Annotated in this window: 21 protein-coding genes; 9 read left to right on the top strand and 12 right to left on the bottom strand. The window is 71.0% G+C overall.

The genetic code is table 11. The features are described from left to right. Positions 1–230: 230 nt before the first annotated feature. The 9 genes from ACIQOU_RS19785 to ACIQOU_RS19745 form a co-directional block, all read right to left on the bottom strand. Complete coding sequence (locus ACIQOU_RS19785) at positions 231–821, bottom strand: hypothetical protein (RefSeq protein ID WP_401538055.1); 591 nt, start codon at positions 819–821, stop codon at positions 231–233. Between the two features lie 46 nt (positions 822–867). Then, a complete protein-coding gene (locus ACIQOU_RS19780; RefSeq protein WP_401538054.1) occupies positions 868–1254 on the bottom strand; it encodes a hypothetical protein in 387 nt (128 codons plus the stop codon). A gap of 294 nt (positions 1255–1548) precedes the next feature. Next, complete coding sequence (gene tgmC / locus ACIQOU_RS19775; RefSeq protein WP_401538053.1) at positions 1549–2691, bottom strand: ATP-grasp peptide maturase system methyltransferase; 1143 nt, start codon at positions 2689–2691, stop codon at positions 1549–1551. Further along, positions 2688–3650: an ATP-grasp ribosomal peptide maturase gene (gene tgmB, locus ACIQOU_RS19770; protein WP_401538052.1), complete on the bottom strand. Its 963-nt coding sequence runs from the start codon at positions 3648–3650 to the stop codon at positions 2688–2690. Before tgmB ends, tgmC begins: the two co-directional genes overlap by 4 nt. Further along, positions 3650–3922, bottom strand: coding sequence for a putative ATP-grasp-modified RiPP (gene tgmA / locus ACIQOU_RS19765; RefSeq protein WP_401538051.1), 273 nt, complete (start codon positions 3920–3922; stop codon positions 3650–3652). The genes tgmB and tgmA overlap by 1 nt, the downstream gene beginning before the upstream one ends. A 737-nt stretch (positions 3923–4659) precedes the next feature. Further along, positions 4660–5322 (bottom strand): hypothetical protein, encoded by a 663-nt coding sequence (locus ACIQOU_RS19760; RefSeq protein WP_401538050.1) that lies wholly within the window; start codon positions 5320–5322, stop codon positions 4660–4662. 12 nt (positions 5323–5334) lie between these two features. Continuing rightward, a complete protein-coding gene (locus ACIQOU_RS19755) occupies positions 5335–6636 on the bottom strand; it encodes a 2-isopropylmalate synthase (RefSeq protein ID WP_401538049.1) in 1302 nt (433 codons plus the stop codon). Between the two features lie 918 nt (positions 6637–7554). Further along, entirely contained in the window at positions 7555–7971 is a 417-nt protein-coding gene (locus tag ACIQOU_RS19750; RefSeq protein ID WP_401538048.1) for a hypothetical protein, read from the bottom strand. Between the two features lie 111 nt (positions 7972–8082). After that, on the bottom strand, positions 8083–9294 hold the full coding sequence (locus ACIQOU_RS19745; RefSeq protein WP_401538047.1) for a pyridoxal phosphate-dependent aminotransferase: 1212 nt from the start codon (positions 9292–9294) through the stop codon (positions 8083–8085). Between the two features lie 278 nt (positions 9295–9572). On the opposite strand from ACIQOU_RS19745, the gene ACIQOU_RS19740 reads away from it, so the two are divergent. The 3 genes from ACIQOU_RS19740 (at position 9573) to ACIQOU_RS19730 (ending at position 12138) form a co-directional block, all read left to right on the top strand. Beyond that, complete coding sequence (locus tag ACIQOU_RS19740) at positions 9573–10397, top strand: trypsin-like serine peptidase (protein WP_401538046.1); 825 nt, start codon at positions 9573–9575, stop codon at positions 10395–10397. A 137-nt stretch (positions 10398–10534) separates the two neighbouring features. Beyond that, complete coding sequence (locus tag ACIQOU_RS19735; RefSeq protein WP_401538216.1) at positions 10535–11113, top strand: RNA polymerase sigma factor; 579 nt, start codon at positions 10535–10537, stop codon at positions 11111–11113. Beyond that, positions 11110–12138, top strand: a complete 1029-nt coding sequence (locus ACIQOU_RS19730) for a CU044_5270 family protein (RefSeq protein WP_401538045.1) — start codon at positions 11110–11112, stop codon at positions 12136–12138. Before ACIQOU_RS19735 ends, ACIQOU_RS19730 begins: the two co-directional genes overlap by 4 nt. A 5-nt stretch (positions 12139–12143) precedes the next feature. Here the strand turns inward: ACIQOU_RS19730 and ACIQOU_RS19725 are convergent, their stop codons facing one another. Together ACIQOU_RS19725 and ACIQOU_RS19720 are read right to left on the bottom strand one after the other, a co-directional pair. Beyond that, positions 12144–13781 (bottom strand): amidohydrolase family protein, encoded by a 1638-nt coding sequence (locus tag ACIQOU_RS19725; protein ID WP_401538044.1) that lies wholly within the window; start codon positions 13779–13781, stop codon positions 12144–12146. Between the two features lie 136 nt (positions 13782–13917). Continuing rightward, a complete protein-coding gene (locus ACIQOU_RS19720; protein WP_401538043.1) occupies positions 13918–15183 on the bottom strand; it encodes an amino acid deaminase in 1266 nt (421 codons plus the stop codon). Positions 15184–15486: 303 nt separating this feature from the next. On the opposite strand from ACIQOU_RS19720, the gene ACIQOU_RS19715 reads away from it, so the two are divergent. The 5 genes from ACIQOU_RS19715 (at position 15487) to ACIQOU_RS19695 (ending at position 20210) form a co-directional block, all read left to right on the top strand. Beyond that, positions 15487–16545 carry a sugar kinase gene (locus ACIQOU_RS19715; RefSeq protein ID WP_401538042.1) on the top strand — a complete coding sequence of 353 codons (1059 nt, stop codon included), beginning with the start codon at positions 15487–15489 and terminating at the stop codon, positions 16543–16545. Further along, the gene (locus ACIQOU_RS19710; RefSeq protein WP_401538041.1) at positions 16542–17312 is read left to right on the top strand and encodes an IclR family transcriptional regulator; all 771 of its coding nucleotides are present in this window, start codon (positions 16542–16544) and stop codon (positions 17310–17312) included. The genes ACIQOU_RS19715 and ACIQOU_RS19710 overlap by 4 nt, the downstream gene beginning before the upstream one ends. 46 nt (positions 17313–17358) lie before the next feature. Further along, positions 17359–17769, top strand: coding sequence for a RidA family protein (locus ACIQOU_RS19705; RefSeq protein ID WP_401538040.1), 411 nt, complete (start codon positions 17359–17361; stop codon positions 17767–17769). 118 nt (positions 17770–17887) lie between these two features. Further along, on the top strand, positions 17888–19357 hold the full coding sequence (locus tag ACIQOU_RS19700; protein WP_401538039.1) for a GntP family permease: 1470 nt from the start codon (positions 17888–17890) through the stop codon (positions 19355–19357). Between the two features lie 64 nt (positions 19358–19421). Beyond that, positions 19422–20210, top strand: coding sequence for a hypothetical protein (locus ACIQOU_RS19695; RefSeq protein WP_401538038.1), 789 nt, complete (start codon positions 19422–19424; stop codon positions 20208–20210). Positions 20211–20364: 154 nt separating this feature from the next. Here ACIQOU_RS19695 and ACIQOU_RS19690 read toward each other — a convergent pair whose 3' ends face one another. Next, positions 20365–21678, bottom strand: a complete 1314-nt coding sequence (locus ACIQOU_RS19690; RefSeq protein WP_401538037.1) for a M14 family metallopeptidase — start codon at positions 21676–21678, stop codon at positions 20365–20367. A 345-nt stretch (positions 21679–22023) separates the two neighbouring features. On the opposite strand from ACIQOU_RS19690, the gene ACIQOU_RS19685 reads away from it, so the two are divergent. Continuing rightward, positions 22024–22866, top strand: coding sequence for a hypothetical protein (locus ACIQOU_RS19685; RefSeq protein ID WP_401538036.1), 843 nt, complete (start codon positions 22024–22026; stop codon positions 22864–22866). The last annotated feature ends 24 nt before the right edge of the window (positions 22867–22890 follow it).

The following is a 22890-nucleotide window of genomic DNA, read 5'->3' as shown; positions in this document are numbered from 1 at the left end:
CACGGCACGGGCACCACCGAACTCCGTTGCGTTCTTGAACCGGTGGCACCCGCGGCACAGAACCTGAACGTTCCCGTCCACGTCCTCACCCCCGAGGGAGCGCAGGCCGGCCCCAACCAGCCCGTCCGGCGTTTGAGGACGAGGCCGTTCAGGCCGAACGGGGGTCTGGGGGCAGCGCCCCCAGGTCTCTTGGGTGCCGGGGGGCGCGGGCCCGCATCAGACAGCCTGGTTCAGGACGCCGACGGGGCGAAGGCGACCGGGATGTACTGGTCGTACGTACGGTCGTCCGTCGCCGTGAAGTCCGCGCGAGTAACGACCGCACACCGCACCGTTTCCCCGCACACAACCCCCTCGGCGATCTCCCGCTTGAGATTCAGCGTCGTGTCGAACGACCCACCCGCCCCGTAGGGGATCGTGATGCCCGGCGTCCCGGTACCCGTGTCGGTGATCCGGCGCGACGAACCGTCCTGCGCCGCCCGCCCACCGAGGCAGGGCCCCGGCAACGAGGTGTACGTGCTGGGGTCGCCGACCCGGACGCCGTCGGGGATGACGCAGAACGCGAGGAACACGCCCTGCGCCCGGTTGTACCCGGCACCCTTGACCCGCACGGTGCCACCGTCGGCGGGCAGTGCGACGGGCGTCGCGGCCAGCCCCAGCCGGAACGTCTCACCGTCGGCCGTGACGACCGTACGGTGGGCGAAACCGGCCGACGGCGAGGCGCTCGCGGTCCCGGCCAGGGGCAGCGTCGCGACGAGGGCGGCGGCGGTGACGGTGAGGGCGCCGCGCAGCGACGACCTGAACCTCTTGGTGGGGGCAGTCATGGGACGGAATCCGTCCTTTCGGTTCGGAACGAGGAGGGCGCGGCCGTCAGCCGACCCAGCGGCACGTGCGGATGTCGAAGACCCGCACCGCGCTGCTCTCCGAGGGAACGACCCCGGTGCAGGTCTGGCCCGCGCCGGCACTGCAATTGACGTCGCTGTCGAAGACGGTCGTGCGGATGGTGGAGCCCGCCGGGTCGCTGAAGCGGTTGTTGGCGGTGGAGCAGACGCCGCCCGCGCTGTTGGAGACGATGAACACCGCACGCGCCTGGCCTCCGCCGACGCCGGTGGTCGTCCAGGTGGTGGCGGCCGAGGCCTGCGGCGAGGTGACGAGCACGGTGGCGGCGGCGACCAGCACCGTGCTGGCCGCGACGGCCAGCCGGGAGGCGCGGCGGCGCGGGCGGGTGGTGTCCGGGGCGATCTGATCGGCCGTCATGACAACTCCTGTGGGGGGTGGAGCGGAAATGGGGTGGGGGGATCAAGGGCTTGTTCGTGGCAAGCCCTTGAGGTTTCAAATTATGATCAACTCTTGATCAATTGTCGAACGTTACGTCCGAGTAACTCCAAGAAGAGGGGTTTAAGGGGTTTCCGTCAGCCAAACGTCAGGGCGCGTCGGCAACCCGGGCCGAGAACGAGAAACCCCTCGCCGGCCCGGAGGCTGAGGAGGGGTTCGGGGAGGGGCGGGGTGAGGGGGAGGGGCGGGGGTAGGGGGAGGAGCGCGGGGGCTATGTCAGATCGGCAAGTCCCAGCCGGGGCCGTCCTCGGTGTCGAGCCACACTCGTTGGCCGACGGGCGAGACCGTGATGCCGAACTTCTCCTGATGGGGCTCGCCGGCGTCCTGCCACTGTTCCACCGCGCTCTCGACCCGGTCCCACAGATGTACAGGGCCGCGCTGCACGACCGTCCAACCACCTTGGGGATGCGGGGCAGTTCGGGCCTGGGAACCCGTGGACACGTCCCAGAGGATCTGTTCCGCCCCGGCCCCCAGCCGCTCGGCCGAGGGCGCCGCCAGCTGGGCGACCCAACCGCCGGTGCAGGTGTCGAGCTGCGCGGGGTCGATCCGGGTCGGGCGCTCCTCGCCGGGCAGCAGGGCAAGTGCCGGGTGGGGCGGACGGTCGTGAGGTCGGGCGATCATAAAACTGGTGTAACCGGGCAGGAACCGTCCCGTGGCCTCTCCGGGGCCGGTCACGTCGAGCAGGACGAGGGCGTTGGCGTAGCTCCACCCGGAGAGGGTGACCAGGATCTTTCCGCCCGGTTTCACCTGGTACAGCCACGGGAGCGGGAGGTAGCGGACGGAGCAGGTGGCGATGAGCCGGTCGTAGGGAGCGCCCTCCGGGTCGCCGCGCAGCCCGTCGCCGATGATCAGCCGGGGCGCGAAACCCGCCGCCTTGAGCGCTGCGGCGGCTGCCGCGCCGACCACCGGGTCGTACTCGACGCTGGTGAGGTGGGCGTCCCCGAGACGGTGTGCGCCGAGGGCGGTCGAGTAGCCGGTCCCGGTGCCGATCTCCAGCACCCGGTGGCCGGGTTCGACGTCGAGTTGCTGCCACATGCGCAGGACCAGCGAGGGGAGGGTGGACGAGGACGACGGGTTGCCGGTCACGGTCGCCCCGGCCGTGTCGTCGGGCCGGACGCGGCCGTCGAGTTGGGTGATCAGCGTCTCGTCGGCGTAGACCCCCTCCAGCCAGCCGGGCTCGTCCTTCTGGACGGGGCGGTAGCCGGTCGGGACGCTGCCCGGCACCGGCCTGAAGTAGGACCCCGTGAACAGCTCGCGCGCAACCGCTCTGGCGGCGTCGCGCCACTCGGGTTCCGCGAGGGCGCCGTCCTCGGTGAGTTGGTCCGTCAAGGTGTCACGGAGCTGACGCGATGCGCTCACGTTCGGGGTCCTTTCTCCAGTTGGCCGGCGATGGCATGGGCGACTGCCCCGGTGGTCTCGGCCGGCTGCCACGCCCACTGGCCGTTCGGGTTGCACTCAAGGAAGTACCAGTCATCGGCGGTGGTCACGGCGAAGTCGAACGCACCGTAGGTCAAACGGAGTTCGGTGAGGTAGGCGACGACCGGACCCGCGACCGATTCGGGCACCTCGATCGGGGTGCATGCCATCAGATCCTGACGGCGACGCCAGTCGAGATCGGGGCTGTCGATCCGGACCCCGAACAGCTGATCCCCGACGGCGGTCACCCGCGCGTCGAAAGCCTTGCCGACTTTGGCCTGGAACAGATGCGGACAGACAGCTACGGCGTCGGTGATCTCCGGCTCCCGTACCTCCCGGACCCACACGCTGTGGGGCCGACCGTCCACCCGATAGGGCGTGTTCCATAATGGCTTGTAGACCACTCCGCCGGGCTGTTGGCCGACGAACTCCCGTGCCTCGCAAGGGTCGTTGGTGATCACTGTGTCAGGCACCCGGAATCCGCAACGTCGCGCGGCCGAGAGCTGCATGGGCTTGAACTCGGCATCCCGATTGGCCCACGGATGGTTGACGTAGTGCACGCCCGGCAGCGATGCGAGGAAGCCACCCGCACCCCACCGCGCCTGTTCGGCGGCGAACCTGCGGTCCTGGTCGCTCAACCCCTGCGGCCCTTCGTACGGCGAGGGTCTGCGCACCCAGACGGACCGAATCCGGGTGGTGTCGATCTCGCGGCTCGCCGTGCGCAGGATGCCCCGCTGGCCGCCCGGACCGTATGTCGCGGTCAGTGAGGCATCCATGTGCAGGTCGGTGCCGGGGTCGAGGCGGACCACGGGAACCCTGCGTTCGGCGAGCAGTCGCAGCACCACATCCGCTGTCACGTCGTAGGGATTGGTCAGCACCAGCACCGACCTGCCGTCACCCATCAGCCGGAACTCTGGTCCTGGTCGTACGACTCGGTGCTGTCCGCGTCGGTCGCGCCGTCGGGGCCGGCTCCGTCGCCGGGGCTGGTCTTGGTGGGTGTCAGGCCACTCGTGCTGGTGCCGTGGCTACCCAACTCGACCGTCCGGCCGTGCTCGTCCACGATGACCGCGATCTGCGTCTCGGGATCGATCACCGGGATGTACTGCGGAACCGTGGTGGTGGCCACGTACGGCCCCATCCGCTGGGTACCCCACGGTGTTGGTGTGTGCGTCATCTGTTCAGCCCCTCCGTTTCCTCGGGAACTCCTCGTTCTTGCCTGATCGCGCAGCCGGTGGGAAAGGCTCGCGGTCTACGGCTCAACCTGCGGCAGGCGTTGTCGGTCACGGCCCGGCTCAAGTGGAACGACGAGAACACGCCAGAGGGGGCGTCACTCCAACTCCCCTGAGATTGCCCGAGGTTGCACACCAGTCACCCGGGAGTATCCACGGCCGCGGCGATCAGGGCACGAGCGGACCCCCCTGGCCCGGAGGCTGGCGGTGCCCCACCGGCGCGGGCAGGTGGGCGTTGGTCGGGGTGGGGCAGGGTGGGGTGGGTCAGGGGGCGTTGCGTAGGGCGTGGGTCCAGTGGGCTTCGTGTTGCTCGATGTGTTCGGCGTCGCTTCGCCCGGCGGCACCGTGGCCCTCGGCCCACAACCTCGCCCAGGGGTGGACGCCTTGGGCTGCCTGGTCGCGCAGGAAGTCGTGCAGGGCACGCGTGCGGCGCCCCAACAGGGGCACCAGCAGGCGACGTTCGGACTCGTCGAGACCGTACGCAGCGACGAAGACGCGCAGCCGGTCCGCCGCGTCCGGGCGCTGCCAGTCCGGATGCGCGGACAGCGGGACGAACCCGTGCCGGACCGGTTCGCCGTGATCACCCCATCAACGGGTCGATCCGAGATCCCTGCTCCTCAACTCCGGCCATTAGAACAGTATGTGACGCAACGTCAGCCAGCAGGCAGCCGGTGTGCCGTGCTCAGGTCGGCCCGGTCAGGTGGGCCATGTAGGCGGCCGGGTCCGGGCCGTGGGTCTGGTCCTGGGCTCCTCGGCGGACGTGGGTCAGGGTGGCGTCGGGGGCGATGCGCAGCATGGTCGTCGCGGCGTGCGGGGCGCTGGTGTCGCGCAGATGGTCGGCGTCGGTGACGGGGATGCCGGGGCCGAACATCGCCGTGGCCTCGGCGACGTTGGCCGCGGGCGCGTGGCCGGTGCGGTTGGCGCTGCTGACGTACAGGCGGGGGAAACGCGCCAGCAGGGCGGTCAGCGGCTGCCAACGGGCCCCGAAGAGCAGGACGTGGCCGTCGCGCAGGGCGGGCAGCGCCCAGACCGGTGGCGGCACCTCGGTGCGCACCGGCACCAGCAGGGTGACCAGTTCGCGCCGCAGCAGGTCGAACGCCCTGGTCAGGGCGGTGGGCGTCAGATCGAGGGCGGGGGCGAGGGCCGCCCAGGTGGTGTCGCTGTGCACCCACAGGGCGACTTCCTGGTCGGCGGGGCGGGCCTTGGCCTCGTTGACCGCCCGGGGGTCGACGGCGGCGGCGACGTAGGTGAGCGGGCTCGGGTTGGGCAGGATCACGGCGCGCCCGGCGGCCAGGGCGTGCGCGGCGGGGCCGGTGACGGCGTCGGGCAGGTCGGTGACCGGCATGGCGGGGTCCGTTCAGGAGGCGGGGACGGGGAGGGGCGCGGGTACCGGCGTTGGTGCCGGTGCGGCTGCGGTGAGGCCGGCCAGGTACGTGGCGAAGTCGGCGTCCGGGATGACGGCCTGACTCAGGCGGTAGGCGCGGTCCTTGGCCCAGGTCAGGGCGGTGCGGGTCTGGGCCGGGTCCAACTCGTGACCGAGGCGTTGGGCCACCGCGCGCACCACCCGTTGGCTCGCGAGGTGGGTCAGCACCACGGTCGGCGCCACCCCCAGATGCTCCTGCGGGTCATACGGCTGGAACGTCTGCGGGTGGGTGAACGGCGTGCCGGTGGAGATCGTGGCGACGCCGGTGCCGACGATCGGCGTCGTGACGGTGAGGGGAACGCCGGTCTCGGCGGACACCATCCGCGCGATCCCGGGCAACCGGGTCAGATCCGGCGCCGTCCACCACGGCGCGGCACCGGGCCCCAGGATCTGCGCGGCCTTCGCCGGGTCGTGGGCCAGCAGGAACAGCAGCTGCTCGGTGGCCACCATGCCGCTGCGCTCCGCCATGCCCAGCCACGAACAGGCCGCCACCCGCACCCCGGACTCCAACGCGGCCAGCGTGTTGGCCAGGCCCAGGCCGAGGTCGTTGTGCAGGTGCGAGACCAGCACCGCCTCCGGACCGGCCCCGGCCGCCACCCGCTCGAACAGCGTCCGGCTCTGAACGGGCAGCAGGTCACCGACCGTGTCGGCCAGAACGATGGTCCCCGCGCCCCGCGCCGTCATCGCCCCGGCGTACTCGGCCACCAGGGCGTGGTCCGCACGCGGCGCGTCCACCAGACAGACGTCGACGGCGACACCGTCGGCCAGTTCGACGGCCTCCTCGACCACCTCCAGACCCGCGTCCAGCGCCGCCCGGGCATCGCTGTGCACCAGCGCCCTGGCCGTGGCCTCCGACGCCGCCACGATCACCATGATCCGCGCGTGTGCCGCACCCCGGACCGCACGCAGGGCGAGCCGCACATCCGGCACGGTGCCCCGGCAGATCGCCGCCGGACTCACCGCGCCCTGCGCCTCCAGGGCCACCCGCCGCGTAGCCTCGAACTCCTGCCCGCACACCGAGGGGAACCCCGCCGCGAACACCACGTGCCGTGGCCCGTCCGCACCGAACACCGCCCCCTGCTCCCGCGCGAGACGCACCCGGAACCCGGCACTCATCAGCGTCTTCGCCTGCGCCCCGTCCCGCGCGGACTCCTCGAAGAACACCATCCGGCCTGCCCGCGCCGACTCCCGCACCACGTCCACCACCGACACCGCCCCCACCCCACGTCGACGCACCGGTCATGCACCTGATCGGCGCGACCTCGTGGGCAAGATCGTAGACGTTTCATGCAACACCGGTGTGAGCACGGCGAATCGGGGCGGCCCGGGTGAGAGCCGCCCCATCACGGACACCTGGTGCGGACGGCGCCGGCTCGCCGTGCCTTCAGGGCGAACGCCACCGGTCGACGAACGCGCCGGCCGGACCAGCGCAACGGCGGCGACCGGCACCGTCCGTTCCGCAGGCCGGGGAGACGGCGGCGGCCGAGGAAGCGGCGGCCTGGCAACTGGCCATTGGATAAACGGAGTTCAGGTGCCCGCCCGTCTCCGGAGGCGGCCGGGAGTGGGTGACACCCGCTCCAGGTGCGGGTGTTGGGGGCGGTGACCGCAGTTCACGGCCACGGGCCGCGCAGGGCTGGGTAGTCGACGTCGGCCACGCCGATCGGCGCGAAAAAACCGTGCCCCCGCGTGAACGTCCGTTGCTGCGCCCGCATCTGACCTCACGAAAGGCGCGCGTGGCGTCGATGCGCGCGAAGCCGAGGAACTGCCGTACGCCCAGGCCAACGGCTACCGCGAGGTGCTGTGCGGCGGTGATCCGAACACGATCTACGGGATCTGCAACCGCCGACCGGTCGTCGTCCGGTCGCCGTCCGGCGGGAGCACTCCGCTGACCTGCTGCCGTGAACGTTCGCTGCCCTGGCGACCTGCCGGGTGCAGCGGACCCTCCCCGGCATCTCCGGCACGAACGCGAACACGAACGCGCGGCCGTCGCACGGTGGTTGGGTCCCGGGGCAGGCGAACTGGCCTGCTGGTGAACGGAGTTCAGGGGCGCGTTCGTTCGCGGAGGGGACCGGAGGGAGCCGGGGGGAGTGTGGCGCCCGGTCCGTGCGCTGCGGGCGCGCGGACCGGGGCCGTTCGGGGGAGCCTCGACGAGGCTCAGTGCGACGCGAGTTCGCGGGGCTCCAGGGCCGCCGCGTGGGCGTCGATGCGCTCGGCGGAGAGGATCGCCGCCGCCGTGTCCGCCCGGGACGCCGCCACGACCAGGGCCCGCCCGGCGAGCGCGTGCGCGCGTCGGTGCAGTTCGGTCGGGCCGGAATCCGGGCCGGTGGTGGACGCGCGGGCCGGCGTGGGCCCTCCGCGCAGCCGGGCGACCTGCCCGGCGAGCCGTTCCGCCGCCGTGTCCAGCTCGGCGGACGGTGTGGTCCCCCGCAGCTCGTCGGTCACGGCGAGCAGCGCCGCGAGATGACCCGCGAGCTGGATGTCCAGCTCTTCCTCGCGGGACCGGTGGGGGAAGTCGGAGGTCGTGCCGGCCATCGTGCTGTGGACCGACTTCGAACGGATCGGTTCGTACATGGGATGGCCTCCTGTGCGGTGACAGGAAACCATCCTAGCTTAGATTTCGTCTAAAGTTGTGCGCGATCGCGAGGGTCACGGGATCGGGCCGCGTGGGTACGGAAGGTGAGGTCAGGGCTGGCTGTACCCGTCCAGGAAGTGCGCGATCCGGCCCATCGCGTCCCGCAGATCCCCGACCGAGGGGAGGGTGACGACGCGGAAGTGGTCCGGCTCCGGCCAGTTGAAGCCGGTGCCCTGGACGACCATGATCTTCTCGCGGCTCAGCAGGTCAAGGACCATCCGCCGGTCGTCCTTGATCTTGAAGACCTTGGGGTCGAGCCGGGGGAAGAGGTACAGGGCGCCCTTGGGGCGGACGCAGCTCACGCCCGGGATCTGCGTCAGCAGCTCGTACGCCGTGTCGAGCTGTTCCTTGAGGCGGCCGCCCGGCAGTACCAGTTCGTTGATCGTCTGGCGTCCGCTGAGCGCGGCGACGACCCCGTGCTGGCCCGGCATGTTCGCGCACAGCCGCATGTTCGCCAGGATCGTCAGACCCTCGATGTAGGAGTCGGCGTGCGCGCGCGGCCCGGAGATCGCCACCCACCCGACCCGGTAACCGGCCACCCGGTACGCCTTCGACATGCCGTTGAAGGTGAGGGTGAGCAGGTCGGGGGCGACCTTGGCGGTCGGGGTGTGGGTGGCGCCGTCGTAGAGGATCTTGTCGTAGATCTCGTCGGAGCAGACCAGCAGGTTGTGCCGGCGGGCGATGTCCGTCAGCCCCCTGAGCATCGCCTCGTCGTACACCGCGCCCGTCGGGTTGTTCGGGTTGATGATGACGAGGGCCTTGGTGCGGTCGGTGACCTTGCGCTCGACGTCCGCGAGGTCCGGCATCCAGTCCGACTGCTCGTCGCAGCGGTAGTGCACGGCCGTGCCGCCGGACAGCGAGACGGCGGCCGTCCACAGGGGGTAGTCGGGCGCCGGTACGAGGACCTCGTCGCCGTCGTCGAGCAGGCCCTGCATGGCCATCACGATCAGCTCGGAGACGCCGTTGCCGACGAAGACGTGTTCGACGTCGGTCTCGATGCCGAGGGTCTGGTTGTGCATGACGACCGCGCGCCGGGCGGCGAGGAGGCCCTTGGCGTCGCCGTAGCCGTGTGCGCTGGAGACGTTGCGGAGGATGTCCTCCAGGATCTCCGGCGGGCACTCGAAGCCGAACGCGGCGGGGTTGCCGGTGTTCAGCTTGAGGATGCGATGACCGGCCGCTTCCAGCCGCATCGCCTCCTGGAGAACCGGCCCCCGGATCTCGTAACAGACATTGGCGAGCTTCGTCGACTGGATCACCTGCATGTCTGGGAGCTTACGGCCCGGTAACGCCGGACGGGTCGTGTTTTCCGCCACTTGACTGACGGGCCTCCGTCGTGGGCGCCCGCCGTGGCGGGTGCGGGGGAGTGGGAGCGGAGGCCTTCGGTCGACGTGGCTCGTGCGGGCTGGGGGGCGGGGCTATTGCGTCCGTCGTGGCTGAAAACAGCTCCTTGTTCCCTTTCTTCCCTCCATTCACAATGCCCATGACAACTCGGAAGGTCGGAAGAACTCCGGCCGTTTTGTCCGCAGAGGGGAACCCCCACATGAACAAGCCTCTCCTTGCCGCGCTGGCCACCCTGGCCGTCGCCGGGACCGGTGTGGCGCCCGCGGTGGCCGCGCCGCAGGCCGCCGCGGTGACCGTCGACTTCGCCGGTACCGTCTCGCTCAGCAACTGTTCCGGCTCCGTCATCCGCTTCCCGGGCTCCGCGGACACCGCCCCCGCGCTGGTGCTGACCAACGGGCACTGCCTGGAGACCGGGTTCCCCGACCCCGGCGAGGTCATCACCGGGCAGTCCTCCTCCCGCACCTTCGGGCTGCTGAACTCGGCCGGCAGTCAGGTCGCCACCCTCCGCGCCAACCAGGTCGTCTACTCGACGATGACCGACACCGACGCGACGATCTACCGGACCACCACCACGTACGCGGCGATCAAGAGTGCCTACGGGATCAGTCCGCTCACCGTCAGTGCGACGCATCCGACCGCCGGGACCTCCATCAAGGTCGTCTCCGGGTACTGGAAGCGGATCTACAGCTGCAACGTCGATGGGTTCGCGTACCGGCTCAAGGAGGGGAGCTGGACGTGGAAGGACTCCCTCCGGTACACCTCCGCGTGCAACACGATCGGCGGGACGTCCGGGTCGCCGGTCATCGACACCGAGACCGGGCAGGTCGTTGCCGTCAACAACACCGGTAACGAGGACGGGGAGTCGTGCACGGTCAACAATCCGTGTGAGGTGGATGAGGGTGGGGCGGTGACGGTCCGGAAGGGGATCAATTACGCCGAGCAGATCTACAACATGCCTGCCTGTTTTACGTCTGCGAACGTGCTCAATTTGAGTGCGAGTGGGTGCACGTTGCCTAAGCCGTAGCGTTGTGCTGGAGGGGGCGGGGGGTTGTTTGTCGGGTGCGGCGCCGTCGTGGCTGGTCGCGCCCGCGCGGCGGAGCCGCATATCGATACAGCCCCGCGCCCCCTAAAGGCGGGCGTTGTCCAGCTGTTGGCCGTTGGCTGTCGGTTTGGGGTGAGGGGTGTGATGTAGGTCATTGCAGGATGACCGGCGTTTGGAGCACGGCCGACGACATCGTCTCGCTGACCTTTCTGGAGGCATGGCGGCTGCGTGAGCGGGTGCTTCCCGGGGACGACAGTCTGCGCCCGTGGCTGCTCGGGATCGCGACGAACGTCACGCGCAACACCGCGCGGGCGGCGCGAAGACACCAGGCCGCGCTCAGCAGGATTCCACCCCCCGACCCCGTGCCCGACTTCGCCGACGAGGTCGCCCGGCGGCTCGCCGACAGCGAGGAACTCGCCGCCGCGCACAGGGCGTTGAGCACGATGCGGCGCGGGGAACGTGAGGTGTTCACGCTCTGCGTGTGGGAGGGGCTGGACGCCGCCACGGCGGCCGAAGCCCTGGGCGTGGCCGTCGGCACCGTGCGGGCCCGGCTCTCGCGTGCGCGCAAACGTCTGCGCAAGCTCACCGAGCTGGAACTCAAGAACGCCAACGCCGAAGTGCAACGCCCGGCCGTGGTCGGACAGTCACCGGGTAGTCGCCGGCAGGCGGCTCGGTCCACGCAGGAGACGAAGCGATGAACACCAACCCGCTACGCCGCGAACAGCCCCTCGACCAGCACGAGTTGGCCGAGTTGCTGCCCGCGCAGGGCCGTCCGGTGCTCGCTCAGGACCGCCACCGCGTACTGAGGGAACATCTGATGGAGCACATCACCCGCGAGCACGAGTCCCGCCCCGAGCAGTCCGGGGCTGCGGCCACCCCGCCCCCGTCCCCCGTCCGCCGCCGCCTGCTTCTCGTCGCCGCGCCGCTGGCCCTGGCCGCCGTCGTGGGCCTGGGAGTTGTCGCGGTCGGCAGCGGGCAGGACGGCACCCACGGTACGGACGCCGCAGGCGTCACTGCCGCCGGTCAGCAGAAGGCCACTCGGCTGTTGGACCGGATCGCCCTGGCGGCGGCCGAGCGGCCGGCGGTCACGGCACGCGACGACCAGTACATCTACACCAAGTCCCAAGGATCGGCGGCCGAGTTGGGCGTCGACTTCAGCACGCCCGAGGAACTCGCCCAGCACCAGGGGAGTTTCACGCCCAAGCCGTACAACGGGGCTGTCCGGCAGGAGCAGTGGGACTCGGTGGACGGCACGAACGCGGGGCTGCGGAAGGGCGTCGCGGTCGCCGACCCCACCAAGAAGATGTCCATGGAGATGGAGGGCACCGGATACCTCACCTTCCGGCAGCTCCAGGCCCTGCCCACCGACCCCGACGCGCTGCTGAAGAAGCTCTCCGGGGACGCCGGGAACGTGAGCGCGAGCCGCCGCACCGAGGTCGTCGTCGAGAACCTCGGCGCCCTCATCGACGAGGCCACCCTGCTCCCCGACCTCAGTGCCGCGATCTACCGCGCCACCGCCAAGCTCCCCGGCGTGAGCGTCGTCGACCACGTCGAGGACGCCGCCGGGCGGGAGGGCGTCGGCCTCACCTTCCAGGGCGCCCCGAAGGGCTACGCCTGGGTCTTCGACGCGTCGAGCCTCAGCTACCTCGGCACAACCGACGCCGCACTCATGGGAGTTGGCGTCACGGACAAGGTCGGTGAAGCGCCGGTCGCCTCCCACTGAGGGGGCTACCCCGGGGGCGTCCGCTTCGGTGGGCGCCCCTCTCCCGTGCCCCGGCGGACCGAGTGGCCCGGTACGGCGTCGGTGCGCCGCCCGTCCTCGATGACGAGGCGGCCGTTCACCAGGACGTGCGGGATGCCGGTGGGGAGGGCGCGCGGGTGGGCGAAGGTGGAGCCGGGAGACACCGTCCGTGGGTCGAAGAGGACCAGGTCGGCCCGGTACCCCTCCCTGACCAGGCCCCGGTCAGGGAGGCGCAGGCGGGCTGCCGGGCGTGAGGTCAGGTGGGCCACACACTCCTCCAGGGTCAGCACCCCCAACTCCCTTACGTAGCGCCCCAGATACTGCGGGAACGTGCCGTACGCCCTCGGGTGCGGCTTGGTGCCCTGGAGGATGCCGTCCGAGCCGCCGGTGTGCACCCGGTGGCGCATGATCGTGCGGACGTTCTCCTCGTGGCCGACGTGCTGGAGGATCGTCGGGCCGAGCCGGTCGGCGAGCAGGAGGCGGCGGGCCGTCGTCCACGGCGGTTCGCCGCGCTGGTCGGCCGATTCCTGGAGCGTGCGGCCCACGTACGGGGTGAGGGCCTCGTCCGTGACGCCGGAGATCTCGATGGTGTCCCACGCGATGGGCACCCCGTGGCAGCCGTCCGCGCCGACCACCTCCAGGTCGTGGCGGATACGGGCGGCCGTCCCGTCGTCCGCGAGCCGGGTCAACGTCGCCTCGGGGCCGCCCTCGTTCGCCCAACTGGGCAGCATCGCCGCGAGAGTTGTCGAACCCGGGGTGTAGGGGTAGCTGTCGAGGGTGATGTCCGCGCCGTCCGCCAGCGCCGCGTCCAGCAGGCGCAGGAGTTCGGGGGCGCGGCCCTCGTTGACGCCGAAGTTCATGGTGGCGTGGGCGAGATGGAGGGCGCAGCCGGCCGCGCGGGTGAGCGCGATCATCTCCTCGTACGCGGCCAGCGCGCCCGCCCCGTAGGAGCGGTGGTGCGGGCAGTAGTAGCCGCCGTAGGACGCCACCACCCGGCACAGTTCGGTCAGTTCGGCATTCTGGGCGTACATGCCCGGCGTGTACGTCAGCCCCGACGACATGCCCACCGCGCCCTGCTCCAGGCCCTCCGCGACCAACTCCCGCATCCGGTCCAGCTCTTGGGGCGTCGCCTCGCGGTCCTCCCAGCCGACCGCCAGCATCCGGACCGTGCCCTGCGGGACCAGGTAGGCCGCGTTCACGGCGATGCCCCGGTCCAGCCGGTCCAGATACTCGCCGACCGAACGCCAGTCGAAGTCGATGTCGTCGCCGTAGCCGTTCCAGCCGGTGATGGTGGAGCGGACCTCGGCGAGGGTGCGGTCGTCGACCGGCGCGTACGACAGGCCGTCCTGGCCCAGCACTTCGAGGGTGACGCCCTGCGCGACCTTGGCCCGGTGGTCGGGGTCGCGCAGCAGGGCGAGATCGCTGTGCGCGTGCATGTCGATGAAGCCGGGGGAGAGGGTCAGCCCCTCCACGTCCAACTCCCTTCGCGCGACGGGTCGTTGGCGGCCCGATGCCTCCTGCACGATCTCGACGATCCTGCCCTCGTCGACCACCACGTCCGCGCGGTAGGACGGGGCGCCGCTGCCGTCCACGACATCGGCGTCCCGGATCACGAGTTCCGCCACGACCGGCCTCCTGAAAGGGAGTTGCGAGTGGGCCAGAAGAAAGGGGGCCAGATGGAGAGGGGTGAGATGGAGAGGGGTGAGATGGAGAGGGGTGAGAGGGGGATGAGTGAGAGGGCGATGGGCCGGAGGAGCCTGGTCAGAAGAACGTGCGGATGTACTCGACGACCGTGCCGTCAGCCTGGGCCACCGGGATCAGCTGCCACTTGTCGAACGACGTGCACGGGTGGGACAGGCCCAGGCCCACCCAGTCGCCGACGGCGAGATCCGCCACCGGGGAGGTGCTCAGCCAGGCGTGCTGATCGGAGAGGCCGGTGACCGTGATCCCGTTGGCCGGGTGTTCCGAGCCGCCGCGCCTGACCACCTGGGCGAGGGGCAGGTCCAGGTCGTAGGCCGCGTCGCGCTTGCCCGCGTTGACGAATGCCTGCTCGTCCGAGGGCTGTGACACCACCTGCGTCCACAGCCGGAACGCCGGTTCCAACGACCCTTCCTCCGGTACCCGGTTGAACGGCGTGAGCCTGCGGTAGTGGCCGTCGTCGTGCGAGACGTAGGCGCCCGAGCGCAACAACTTCAGTACGGGCGCGGAGAGTTCGGGGATGCCGGCGAAGACGTCGGCCACCGCGTCGAACCAGGCGCTGCCGCCCGCGCTCACCACGATCTCCTCGACGCCCGCGAACCGGCCCCCCTTGTCGAAGTAGTCGGCCAGCTCGGTCAGTTGACGCAGATAGGTGCGGACCCGCGCAGGACCGGCCTCCGGCACCTCGCCCTCGTAGCCCGCGACGCCGACCAGGCGCAGGGTGCGGGTGGCGGCCACCGCGTCGGCGACCTCCACGCAGTCGACCCAGGTCCTGGCGCCGGTGCGGGCGCCTTCCCCGGCGGCGAGTTCCACGACGACGTCGAGCGGGCGGGCCGCACCGGCCAGCGCCGCGTCCATCAGGGCGACGCCCGCCGCGGAGTCGACGTAGCAGATGAGCCGGAAGTCGGGGTCGGCGTCCTGCTCGGCGGCGATCCAGGCGAGGGCGGCCGGGTCGACCAACTCGTTGGCCAGGAAGACGCGTTGGACCCCGAACGCGCGGGCCACCCGGACCTGGTGGGGGACGGCGAGGGTGATGCCCCAGGCGCCGTGCTCGATCTGCCGCTGGAACAGCTGGGGTGCCATGGAGGTCTTGCCGTGCGGGGCGAAGAGGAGGCCGTGGCGGCTCGCGTAGGTCTCCATGAGCGCGAGGTTGTGCGCGAGGCGCTCGGCGGAGAGGGCGAGGACCGGGGTGGTGAAGCCGCCGGTGAACAGGTTCCGGCGCTGCGCGGTCAGCTCGCCCACGGTCAGGCCCTCGGCGTCCGGCGGGAGGCCCTTGAAGCGGTGGTCGACGCGTTCCCCGGCGAGCCGGGCCAGCGCTGCGTCCCTCATGGAGCCTCCTGACGTCTGTTGCATTCTCTGCAACGTCCATTGCGCATGTCGCTCACCGCTGTCTAACATCCCAGCCAACCCCGGGTCAACGGAGCCACCGACCCGGCGCGACGGAGCCGACCACCGGCCACCGACCCCGGCTCACCGGAGCCGACCACCGGGCTCGACCGAGCCGCCGAACCCCGGCTCACCGGAGCGGACTACCCCGGGTCGGACCCCCGCCAAGCCCCCTCCGTCAAACCTCCCGCCAAGACCCGCCAGCCATCCCGCCCGCACCCCCGTCCCCCCAGGAGCCCTACCCCCATGACCGGCACCGGACCCCGTACCGTCGTCGTCCCCGAGGTCGTCGACGTCGTCACGCTCGGCGAGTCCATGGTGACCTTTCTGCCCTCGCGGCCCGGGCGCCTCGCTGACGTGCCCTCCTTCGAGCGGGCCATCGGCGGCGCCGAGTCCAACGTCGCCTGCGCCCTCGCCGCCGCCGGACACTCCGTGCGGTGGGTCAGCCGGGTCGGCGCCGACGGGTTCGGGGATCACCTGATCGAGCGGATCGCCTCCTACGGCGTTGACACCCGGGCCGTCCGCCGGGACCCCGCACGCCCCACCGGCGTCTACTTCCGCACCGCCGAGGACCGCGCCGGGGACGGACACGAGGTGGCCTACTACCGGGCCGGTTCCGCCGCGTCCGCGATGTCCACGGCCAACCTCGACCTCACCGCCGTTCGCGCCGCGCGGGTGCTGCATCTGTCCGGCATCACCGCCGCCCTCTCCGCCGACTGCCGCGCCCTGCTCACCGCGCTCACCGCACCCGGCGAGGAACGCCCGCTGGTCTCCTTCGACGTCAACCACCGCGCCGGGCTCTGGCCCGACGCCGCCGAGGCCGGTGCCGTGCTGCTGGGGCTCGCGCGCCGGGCCGACCTGGTGCTCGTCGGCGCGGACGAGGCACTGGAGGTGTGGGGGCTCGACGGCGCCGAGGCCGTGCGGCGGGCGCTGCCCGAGCCCCGGACGCTGGTCGTCAAGGACGGCGCGCACGGGGCCACCGTCCACGACGAGCACGGCGTCACCTTCGTGCCCGCGCCGCGCGTCGACGTCGTCGCGGCCGTCGGCGCGGGGGACGCCTTCGCCGCCGGGTACCTGTCCGCGACCCTGCGCGGCCTGCCCGTCCGGGACCGGCTGCGGCACGGGCACCTGATGGCCGCCGCCGCCCTCACCACCCCCGGCGACCTCGCCGTCCCGCCCGCCCCCGGGCACGCCGACCGGCTGGCCGCCCTCGACGACGCGGCGTGGGGGACACTTCGACTCGGCCCCGGCCTGACCACCGCCGACGACGGCGACCGGGCCGAGAAGGAGGCACCCACGCCATGAGCCAGACCGTCGACCGCGCACTGAGCATCCTGCCGCTGCTCGCCGAGGGCCCCGCCGACCTCGGTCGCGTCGCCGACCGGCTCGGTGTCCACAAGTCGACCGCGCTGCGGCTGCTGCGCACCCTGCACGAACACGGCCTGGTCTACAGGCAGTCCGACCACCGCTACCGGCTCGGCGCCCGGCTCATCGCGCTCGCCCAGGAAGCCATGGAGAACCTGGACATCCGCGAGATCGCCCACCCGCACCTGGTCCGCCTCAACGAACAGTGCGGGCACACCGTCCACCTCGCCGTCCACGAGGGGGACGAGGTCCTCTACATCGACAAGGTGGAGAGCCGCTACCCGGTGCGGATGTACTCACGGATCGGCAAACCGGTCGCCATCACCGTCGCCGCCGTCGCCAAACTGCTCCTCGCCGACCTCCCCGAGAGCGAACGCCGGGCCTTCGCCGAACACCTCGGCTACCCCCTCTACACCGCCAAGTCCACACCCAACGCCCCTGCTTTCCTACGGGAGTTGGAGAAGGTGCGGGAGCAGGGCTGGGCCACCGACCTCGGGGGCCACGAGGAGTCCATCAACTGCGTCGCCGCCCCCGTCCGAGGCGCCGACGGCCGGGTCGCCGCCGCGATGTCGGTGTCCGCACCGAACGTCGTCGTCACCGCCGACGAACTCCTCACCCTCCTCCCGCTGGTGCGCCGCACCGCCGACGCGATCAGCGGCGAGTACTCGGGCCGCACCCCGGTGCCCGACCCTCTGGACCCCTCCTGATGTCCTGGACCGACACCCCTTTGCCCACCCCCGACGAAGGACCGGTATGACCGACAAGATCGCCCTCACCCCGACGACCCACACCGCCCCTCCGGCGAAGTTCTCGCACGGGGTGAAGAAGGGGAACATCCTCCAGGTCGCGGGCCAGGTCGGCTTCCTGCCCGCCGAGGAGGGCAAGGCCCCCACCCCCGCAGGACCCACCCTGCGCGAGCAGACCCTCCAGACCCTCGCCAACGTCAAGGCCATCCTCCAGGAGGGCGGGGCGAGTTGGGACGACGCGATGATGATCCGCGTCTATCTGACGGACGTCGACCACTTCGCCGAGTTCAACGCCCTCTACAACGCCTACTTCGACGAGCAGGGCCTCACCGGGCCGCCCGCCGCCCGCACCACGGTGTACGTCGGCCTTCCGGCGGGCCTCCTCGTCGAGATCGACGCCCTGGCCGTCCTTGGCTGACGCGGCGTCAACTCCGTTACCCCGTACGCCCGCACGGCACGGCACCTCGCTTCTTCCGGGGTGCCGTGCCGTGATCCGCCCTGCCCGAAAGCACTGTGCCGTCACGAAGAGGACGCTCATGTCCCAGTCGCTCGCCGCCTCCGGCATACCGCCGCACACCGGTGGACTGCTCCTGCTCATCGACGGGACGGCGGGTCTGCTGACCGTCGCCGCCCTCGGCATCGCCCTGCTGCTGTTCCTCATCATCAAGGCCCGGCTCCAGCCGTTCGTCGCGCTGCTCGCCGTCTCCATCGTCGTCGGCCTGCTGGCCGGGCTCTCGGTCACCGAACTCTTCGGCACCGTCCAGCGATCGGACGCCGTCTCCACCATCGAGTCCGGCATGGGCGGCATCCTCGGCCACATCGCCATCATCATCGGCCTCGGCACCATGCTCGGCGCGATCCTCGAAGTCAGCGGCGGCGCCGAGGTGTTGGCGTCCCGGCTGCTGCACCTCTTCGGCGAGAGACGCGCCCCGCTCGCCATGGGCCTGACCGGCCTCATCTTCGGCATCCCGGTCTTCTTCGACGTCGGCATCTTCGTCCTCGCCCCGCTCGTCTACGCGGCCGCCAAACGCTCCGGCACGTCGATCCTGCTGTACTGCCTGCCCCTGCTCGCGGGCCTCTCCATGACCCACGCCTTCCTGCCCCCGCACCCGGGCCCGGTCGCCGCCGCCGGACTGCTCCGGGTGGACCTCGGCTGGGTCATCCTCATGGGCGTCGTCTGCGGCATCCCGGCCGTCCTCGCCGCGTGGGCGTTCTCCGCCTGGATCGGGCGCCGCGTCTTCGTGCCGGTGCCGCAGGACATGGTGGAGGCCGCCGAGGAGGCCAAACGTGCCGTCCTCGCTCAACGGCACGACAGCGCGACGGAGTCGAGGGAGGCGCCGGTGCCGCTCGGCACGGTCCTCGGGATCATCGGAACGCCGTTGGTGCTGATCCTCGCCGCCACGTTCTCGTCGATCGCCCTGGACCCGTCCACGACCCGCTCGGTGATCGAGTTCTTCGGCCACCCCTTCGTCGCCCTCACCCTCGCCCTGCTGCTCGCCTTCTACCTCCTCGGCATCCGGCGCGGCTGGTCCCGCGCCTCCCTGGAGGCGGTGTCCACGGCGTCCCTCAAGCCGGTCGGCAACATCCTGCTCGTGGTCGGCGCGGGCGGCGTCTTCGGTGCCGTGCTCAAGGCGAGCGGGGTGGCGCAGGCGCTGTCGGACACGTTCCACGGCGTCGGGCTGCCGGTGCTGGTCCTCGCCTATCTGATCTCGCTGGTGCTGCGGGTCGCGCAGGGCTCGGCGACGGTCGCGATCGTCACGACGGCCGGCATCGTGGCGCCGCTGCTCGCCGAGGGCGACCACTCGCAGGCGTTCGTCGCGCTGGTCATCATGGCGATCTCGGCCGGCTCGATCTTCGCCTCGCACGTCAACGACGGCGGCTTCTGGATGGTCGCCAAGTACTTCGGCATCAGCGAGCGCGACACCCTCAAGAGCTGGACGGTCCTGGAGTCGGTGCTCTCGGTCACGGGGTTCGCGGTATCCGCCGTACTGAGTGTTTTCGTATAGGCGTCTGATAACGAAGTGGGGGCTGGCTGTGCCCGGCACAGGATCTTCGACCATACTGCCCGCTGTGGAGCAGCGCATAGGATCGAGCAGCCAGCCCCTGGAGGGCGCCGGATTCGACCCGGCTTTCATCCCCGGGCTCACGTCGCCCGCCGCCACCGAGAAGGAGGCGGAGCAGCCGACGGAAGTCGACGCCGCAGCCGACCCGGAGGCCGAGGCCGCCGGCACCGCCGAGCCGAGCCCCGCGACCGGCACCCCGGAGGCCGCGGACACCGAGGACGCCGAAAACGCCGGGAACACCGAGAAAACGGCTGAGGCGGGCGACGACGAGGTCGACGAGCCTGTCGACGGGCCCGTCTTCGAGGCGTCCGACCGGCGTGCGCGGATCGTCGCCGACCACCGGGGCGTCCGGCTGGCCCTCGACGACCAGGCGTGCGAGTTCCGCTGGGACGAGATCGGCGCCGTCGAGACGGAGTCACCCCGGTTCGGCAAGCGCTTCACGATCACCGTCCACACCCCGGACCGCCGCTGGTTCCCGATCGAGATCGAGGCGTCGGCGCGGGCCCGGTTCGCGGAGTGGGAGGGGCAGCTCGACGCCGTCCTCGACGCCTACTTCGAGGACGGCACCGAGGTGGAGCCGGTCGAGGGAGCCGAAGACACCGAGAACGCCGAGGACGCAGAGAACGCCGAGGACGCCGAGAACGCCGAGGGCACCGAGGAGCCGGACTCCGACGCCGAGACGGACGCGGGGGCCGAGGCCGACGCCGACAAGGCCGTTGCCGACGCCAAGGAGGGCGCCGACGGTGACCTCAAAGCCGTTGGAGAGTCCAAGTCCCGTACGGACAACGGTTCCTGAGTGACCGTTCGTTTGCGTGGAGCGCGGCGGATTCGGTCTGGTACCGGGTCCGCCGTGATCGTGTGCGGTCACTTCTGATCTCCTGCGGGACACGGGAGAACGGCGACCGCCCCGGCCGGTGTGCGCACACCGGCCGGGGCGGTCGCGTCCTGCGTCAGCCGCAGTACTGGGCCTGCTTGCCGATGGAGCGGTACATGCAGTCGGCGTTCTCCAGGAGTTGCAGGACCGCGTCCTTGTTGCGCGCGGTCTCCCGCTCGATCACCTCGTCGGGCGGGTAGAAGCCGCCCGCGCTGGAGGAGGTGGGATACATCTCGAAGGTGTACGAGAAGATCTTGTGGGTGCCCCACAGATAGTCGTCGATCGAGCCGTCCGCGATGTACAGGGCGCTGGACTGCTCGGCCGTGTAGCCGTTGCTGGCGGCCATCTTCTGCCCGACCGTGCGGAAGGCGTTGTAGTCGTCGGCGGTCATGCCGGTCGTGGTGGTGGCCGAGGTGTAGCCGAACGGCCACATCACCAGTTCGCTGTAGGTGTGGAAGTCGATGCCTGCGGTGATCTGCTGCTTGCCGCCGATGTTCCGGCCGCGCACGAAGTCGGCGATGACCTTCACCTCGGTCGCCGACTCGGCGGCGGGGCCCCGGTAGGTCTCGGAGGAGGTGGAGGACGAGGAGCCGCCGCAGCAGCCCCACTTGTAGCCCCAGTTCCGGTTCAGGTCCGTACCGACCGCGCTGGAACCGGAGTTGGGCTGCCGGTTCTTGCGCCAGGAGCGGTAGGAGCCGGTGGCGATGTCGTACTCGCCGCCGTCCGGGTTGAGGTCCGGCACGATCCAGATCTCGCGGCTGTTGACGAGGCTGGTGATCCGGGAGTCGCTGCCGTATCCGGCGCCCAGCTCGCGCAGCAGGTACAACGCCATTTCCACCGTGAGGTGTTCACGGGCGTGCTGGTGGAACGTGAAGAGCACCTCGGGCTCGTCCTCGTCGGTGGCGACGTTGTCGCTGACCTTGATGGCGACGATGTCCCGGCCCTCGTAGGACTTGCCGATCACCCGGCGGTTCATGATGGTCGGGTAGGCGGCGAGCCGTTGGTTGATCTCGGCGGTCGCCTCGGCGTAGTTGTGGTACGTCGAGTCCGCCGACGGGAAGTCGAACAGGCGCTGTTCGCCCTCGGAGCGGTCCGGGACGGCGCCGACCGGCGCGATCTCGTAGCCCTCGGCGCGTAGTTGGCCTATCTGCTCGGCGCGGCCGGAGACGACGACGGTCTCCTCGTCGGTCTCGTCCACGCTCACCCCGGACGCGGCGATCGCGGTGCGGGTGAGGGGGGTGTTGTGGTCGACGTGGATCTCGTACTGGCGGATGTCGTCCTTCGCGGGGGCCGAGGCGCGGGCGCCGTCCGCGGTGGCGGAGAGGGGGGCGGCGAGGGCGAGCGCCAAGAAGGCGGCCAGCAGGCCGGCTCCTCTGGTGCGGAGTCGCATGAGATCTCCTGGTTTCTCCGGGTTCCGGGGTGCCGGAAGTGGGGGAGTGGAGCGGGGGGTGGTCCAGCGACGTACGGGTGCGGGTGGGCCCATCGTCGGCTTATGGCATGAGCAGGTCAAGTGCACGTCAAGAACGTCAAGGTTGCGCCCGGCACCGGCGAGATGCTCAACCTGCCCCGGTTTGACGCCACTTGTTCATCACGGTTCGTCCAGCTCCTGCGCATTCGGTGTTCTCCGGATCACAGTGGCGTGGATACAGTGCTGACGTAGTCACGCAGTGAAGTCATTTCAGTGCGCCGGGGCCGTGTCCCGGCAGGCCGACGGACGCAACACGGGGAGCTGTGCGTGCCCACTGCCATCGCCGTGACCAGTGCCGACATGGCACTGGCGCCGCAGGATGAACGGACCCTGCCCGCGGTGGTCCTCCAGGGTCTGGACCACCTGCCCCTGGACCAGGCGCTGTCCGCCGTCCAGACCGTCCTCGACCAGTACGGCCACCTGGTCGTGGTGTTCTCCCGGGCCGCGCCCCCGGCCGTCGGACGGCGGCTGCACACCATCCGCTCCCTCCTGGAGAGCGACCGCATCGCGCTGTTCAGGCCGGACCTGCCACCGCTCGGACTCGCCGTCCTGGCACGGCAGTTACGCCAGCTCGCCTCCTGCGACCTCAGCCCCGGCGTGCTCGCCTCGGCCGGCCGGCTGCTCACCCACTACATCCACTGCGGCGCCCTCCTCGGCTCCGTCGCCCGCCTCGACCGGGTCCCCGTCGGCCTCACCGCGCACGCCCGCTCCTGGGTCCCCGGCAGCCAGTTCGGCGTCCTCGCCCACCCGGTACCGCACGTGGTCAAGGTCGGTCCCGAAACCTCCCTCCCCGGACCCGAGTTCGGTACCTGGATGCTCACCGCCCCGGGCCAGCCCCCGTCCGACTGGGTCACCGAGACCCTCGCCGCCCAGTGGAACGTCCAGGGCCTCAGAGAGGTCCCGCCCCCGGCCGAGTCCGCCGTCTGGTGGGGCACCGGAAAGTTCGTCGAGTTCGCCGCCTACCTCCCCGACCTGCCCGTCCTCTACCAACTCGTCACGTCGGTACGCCAGGGCGTCTGCCACTGGTGCGGCATCGACGTCATCGGCGACCGCTGCGTCTTCTGCTCCGCCGCACCGCCGTCCAACGACAACCAGCTCACCGCCCGATGAGATCCGAACGGCCCTGCCCGCGCC

The organism is Streptomyces sp. NPDC091279, assembly GCF_044757465.1.
Lineage (GTDB): Bacteria > Actinomycetota > Actinomycetes > Streptomycetales > Streptomycetaceae > Streptomyces.
Note: the sequence above shows the minus strand (reverse complement) of the source record. Positions and strands in the feature narration are given on the sequence as shown.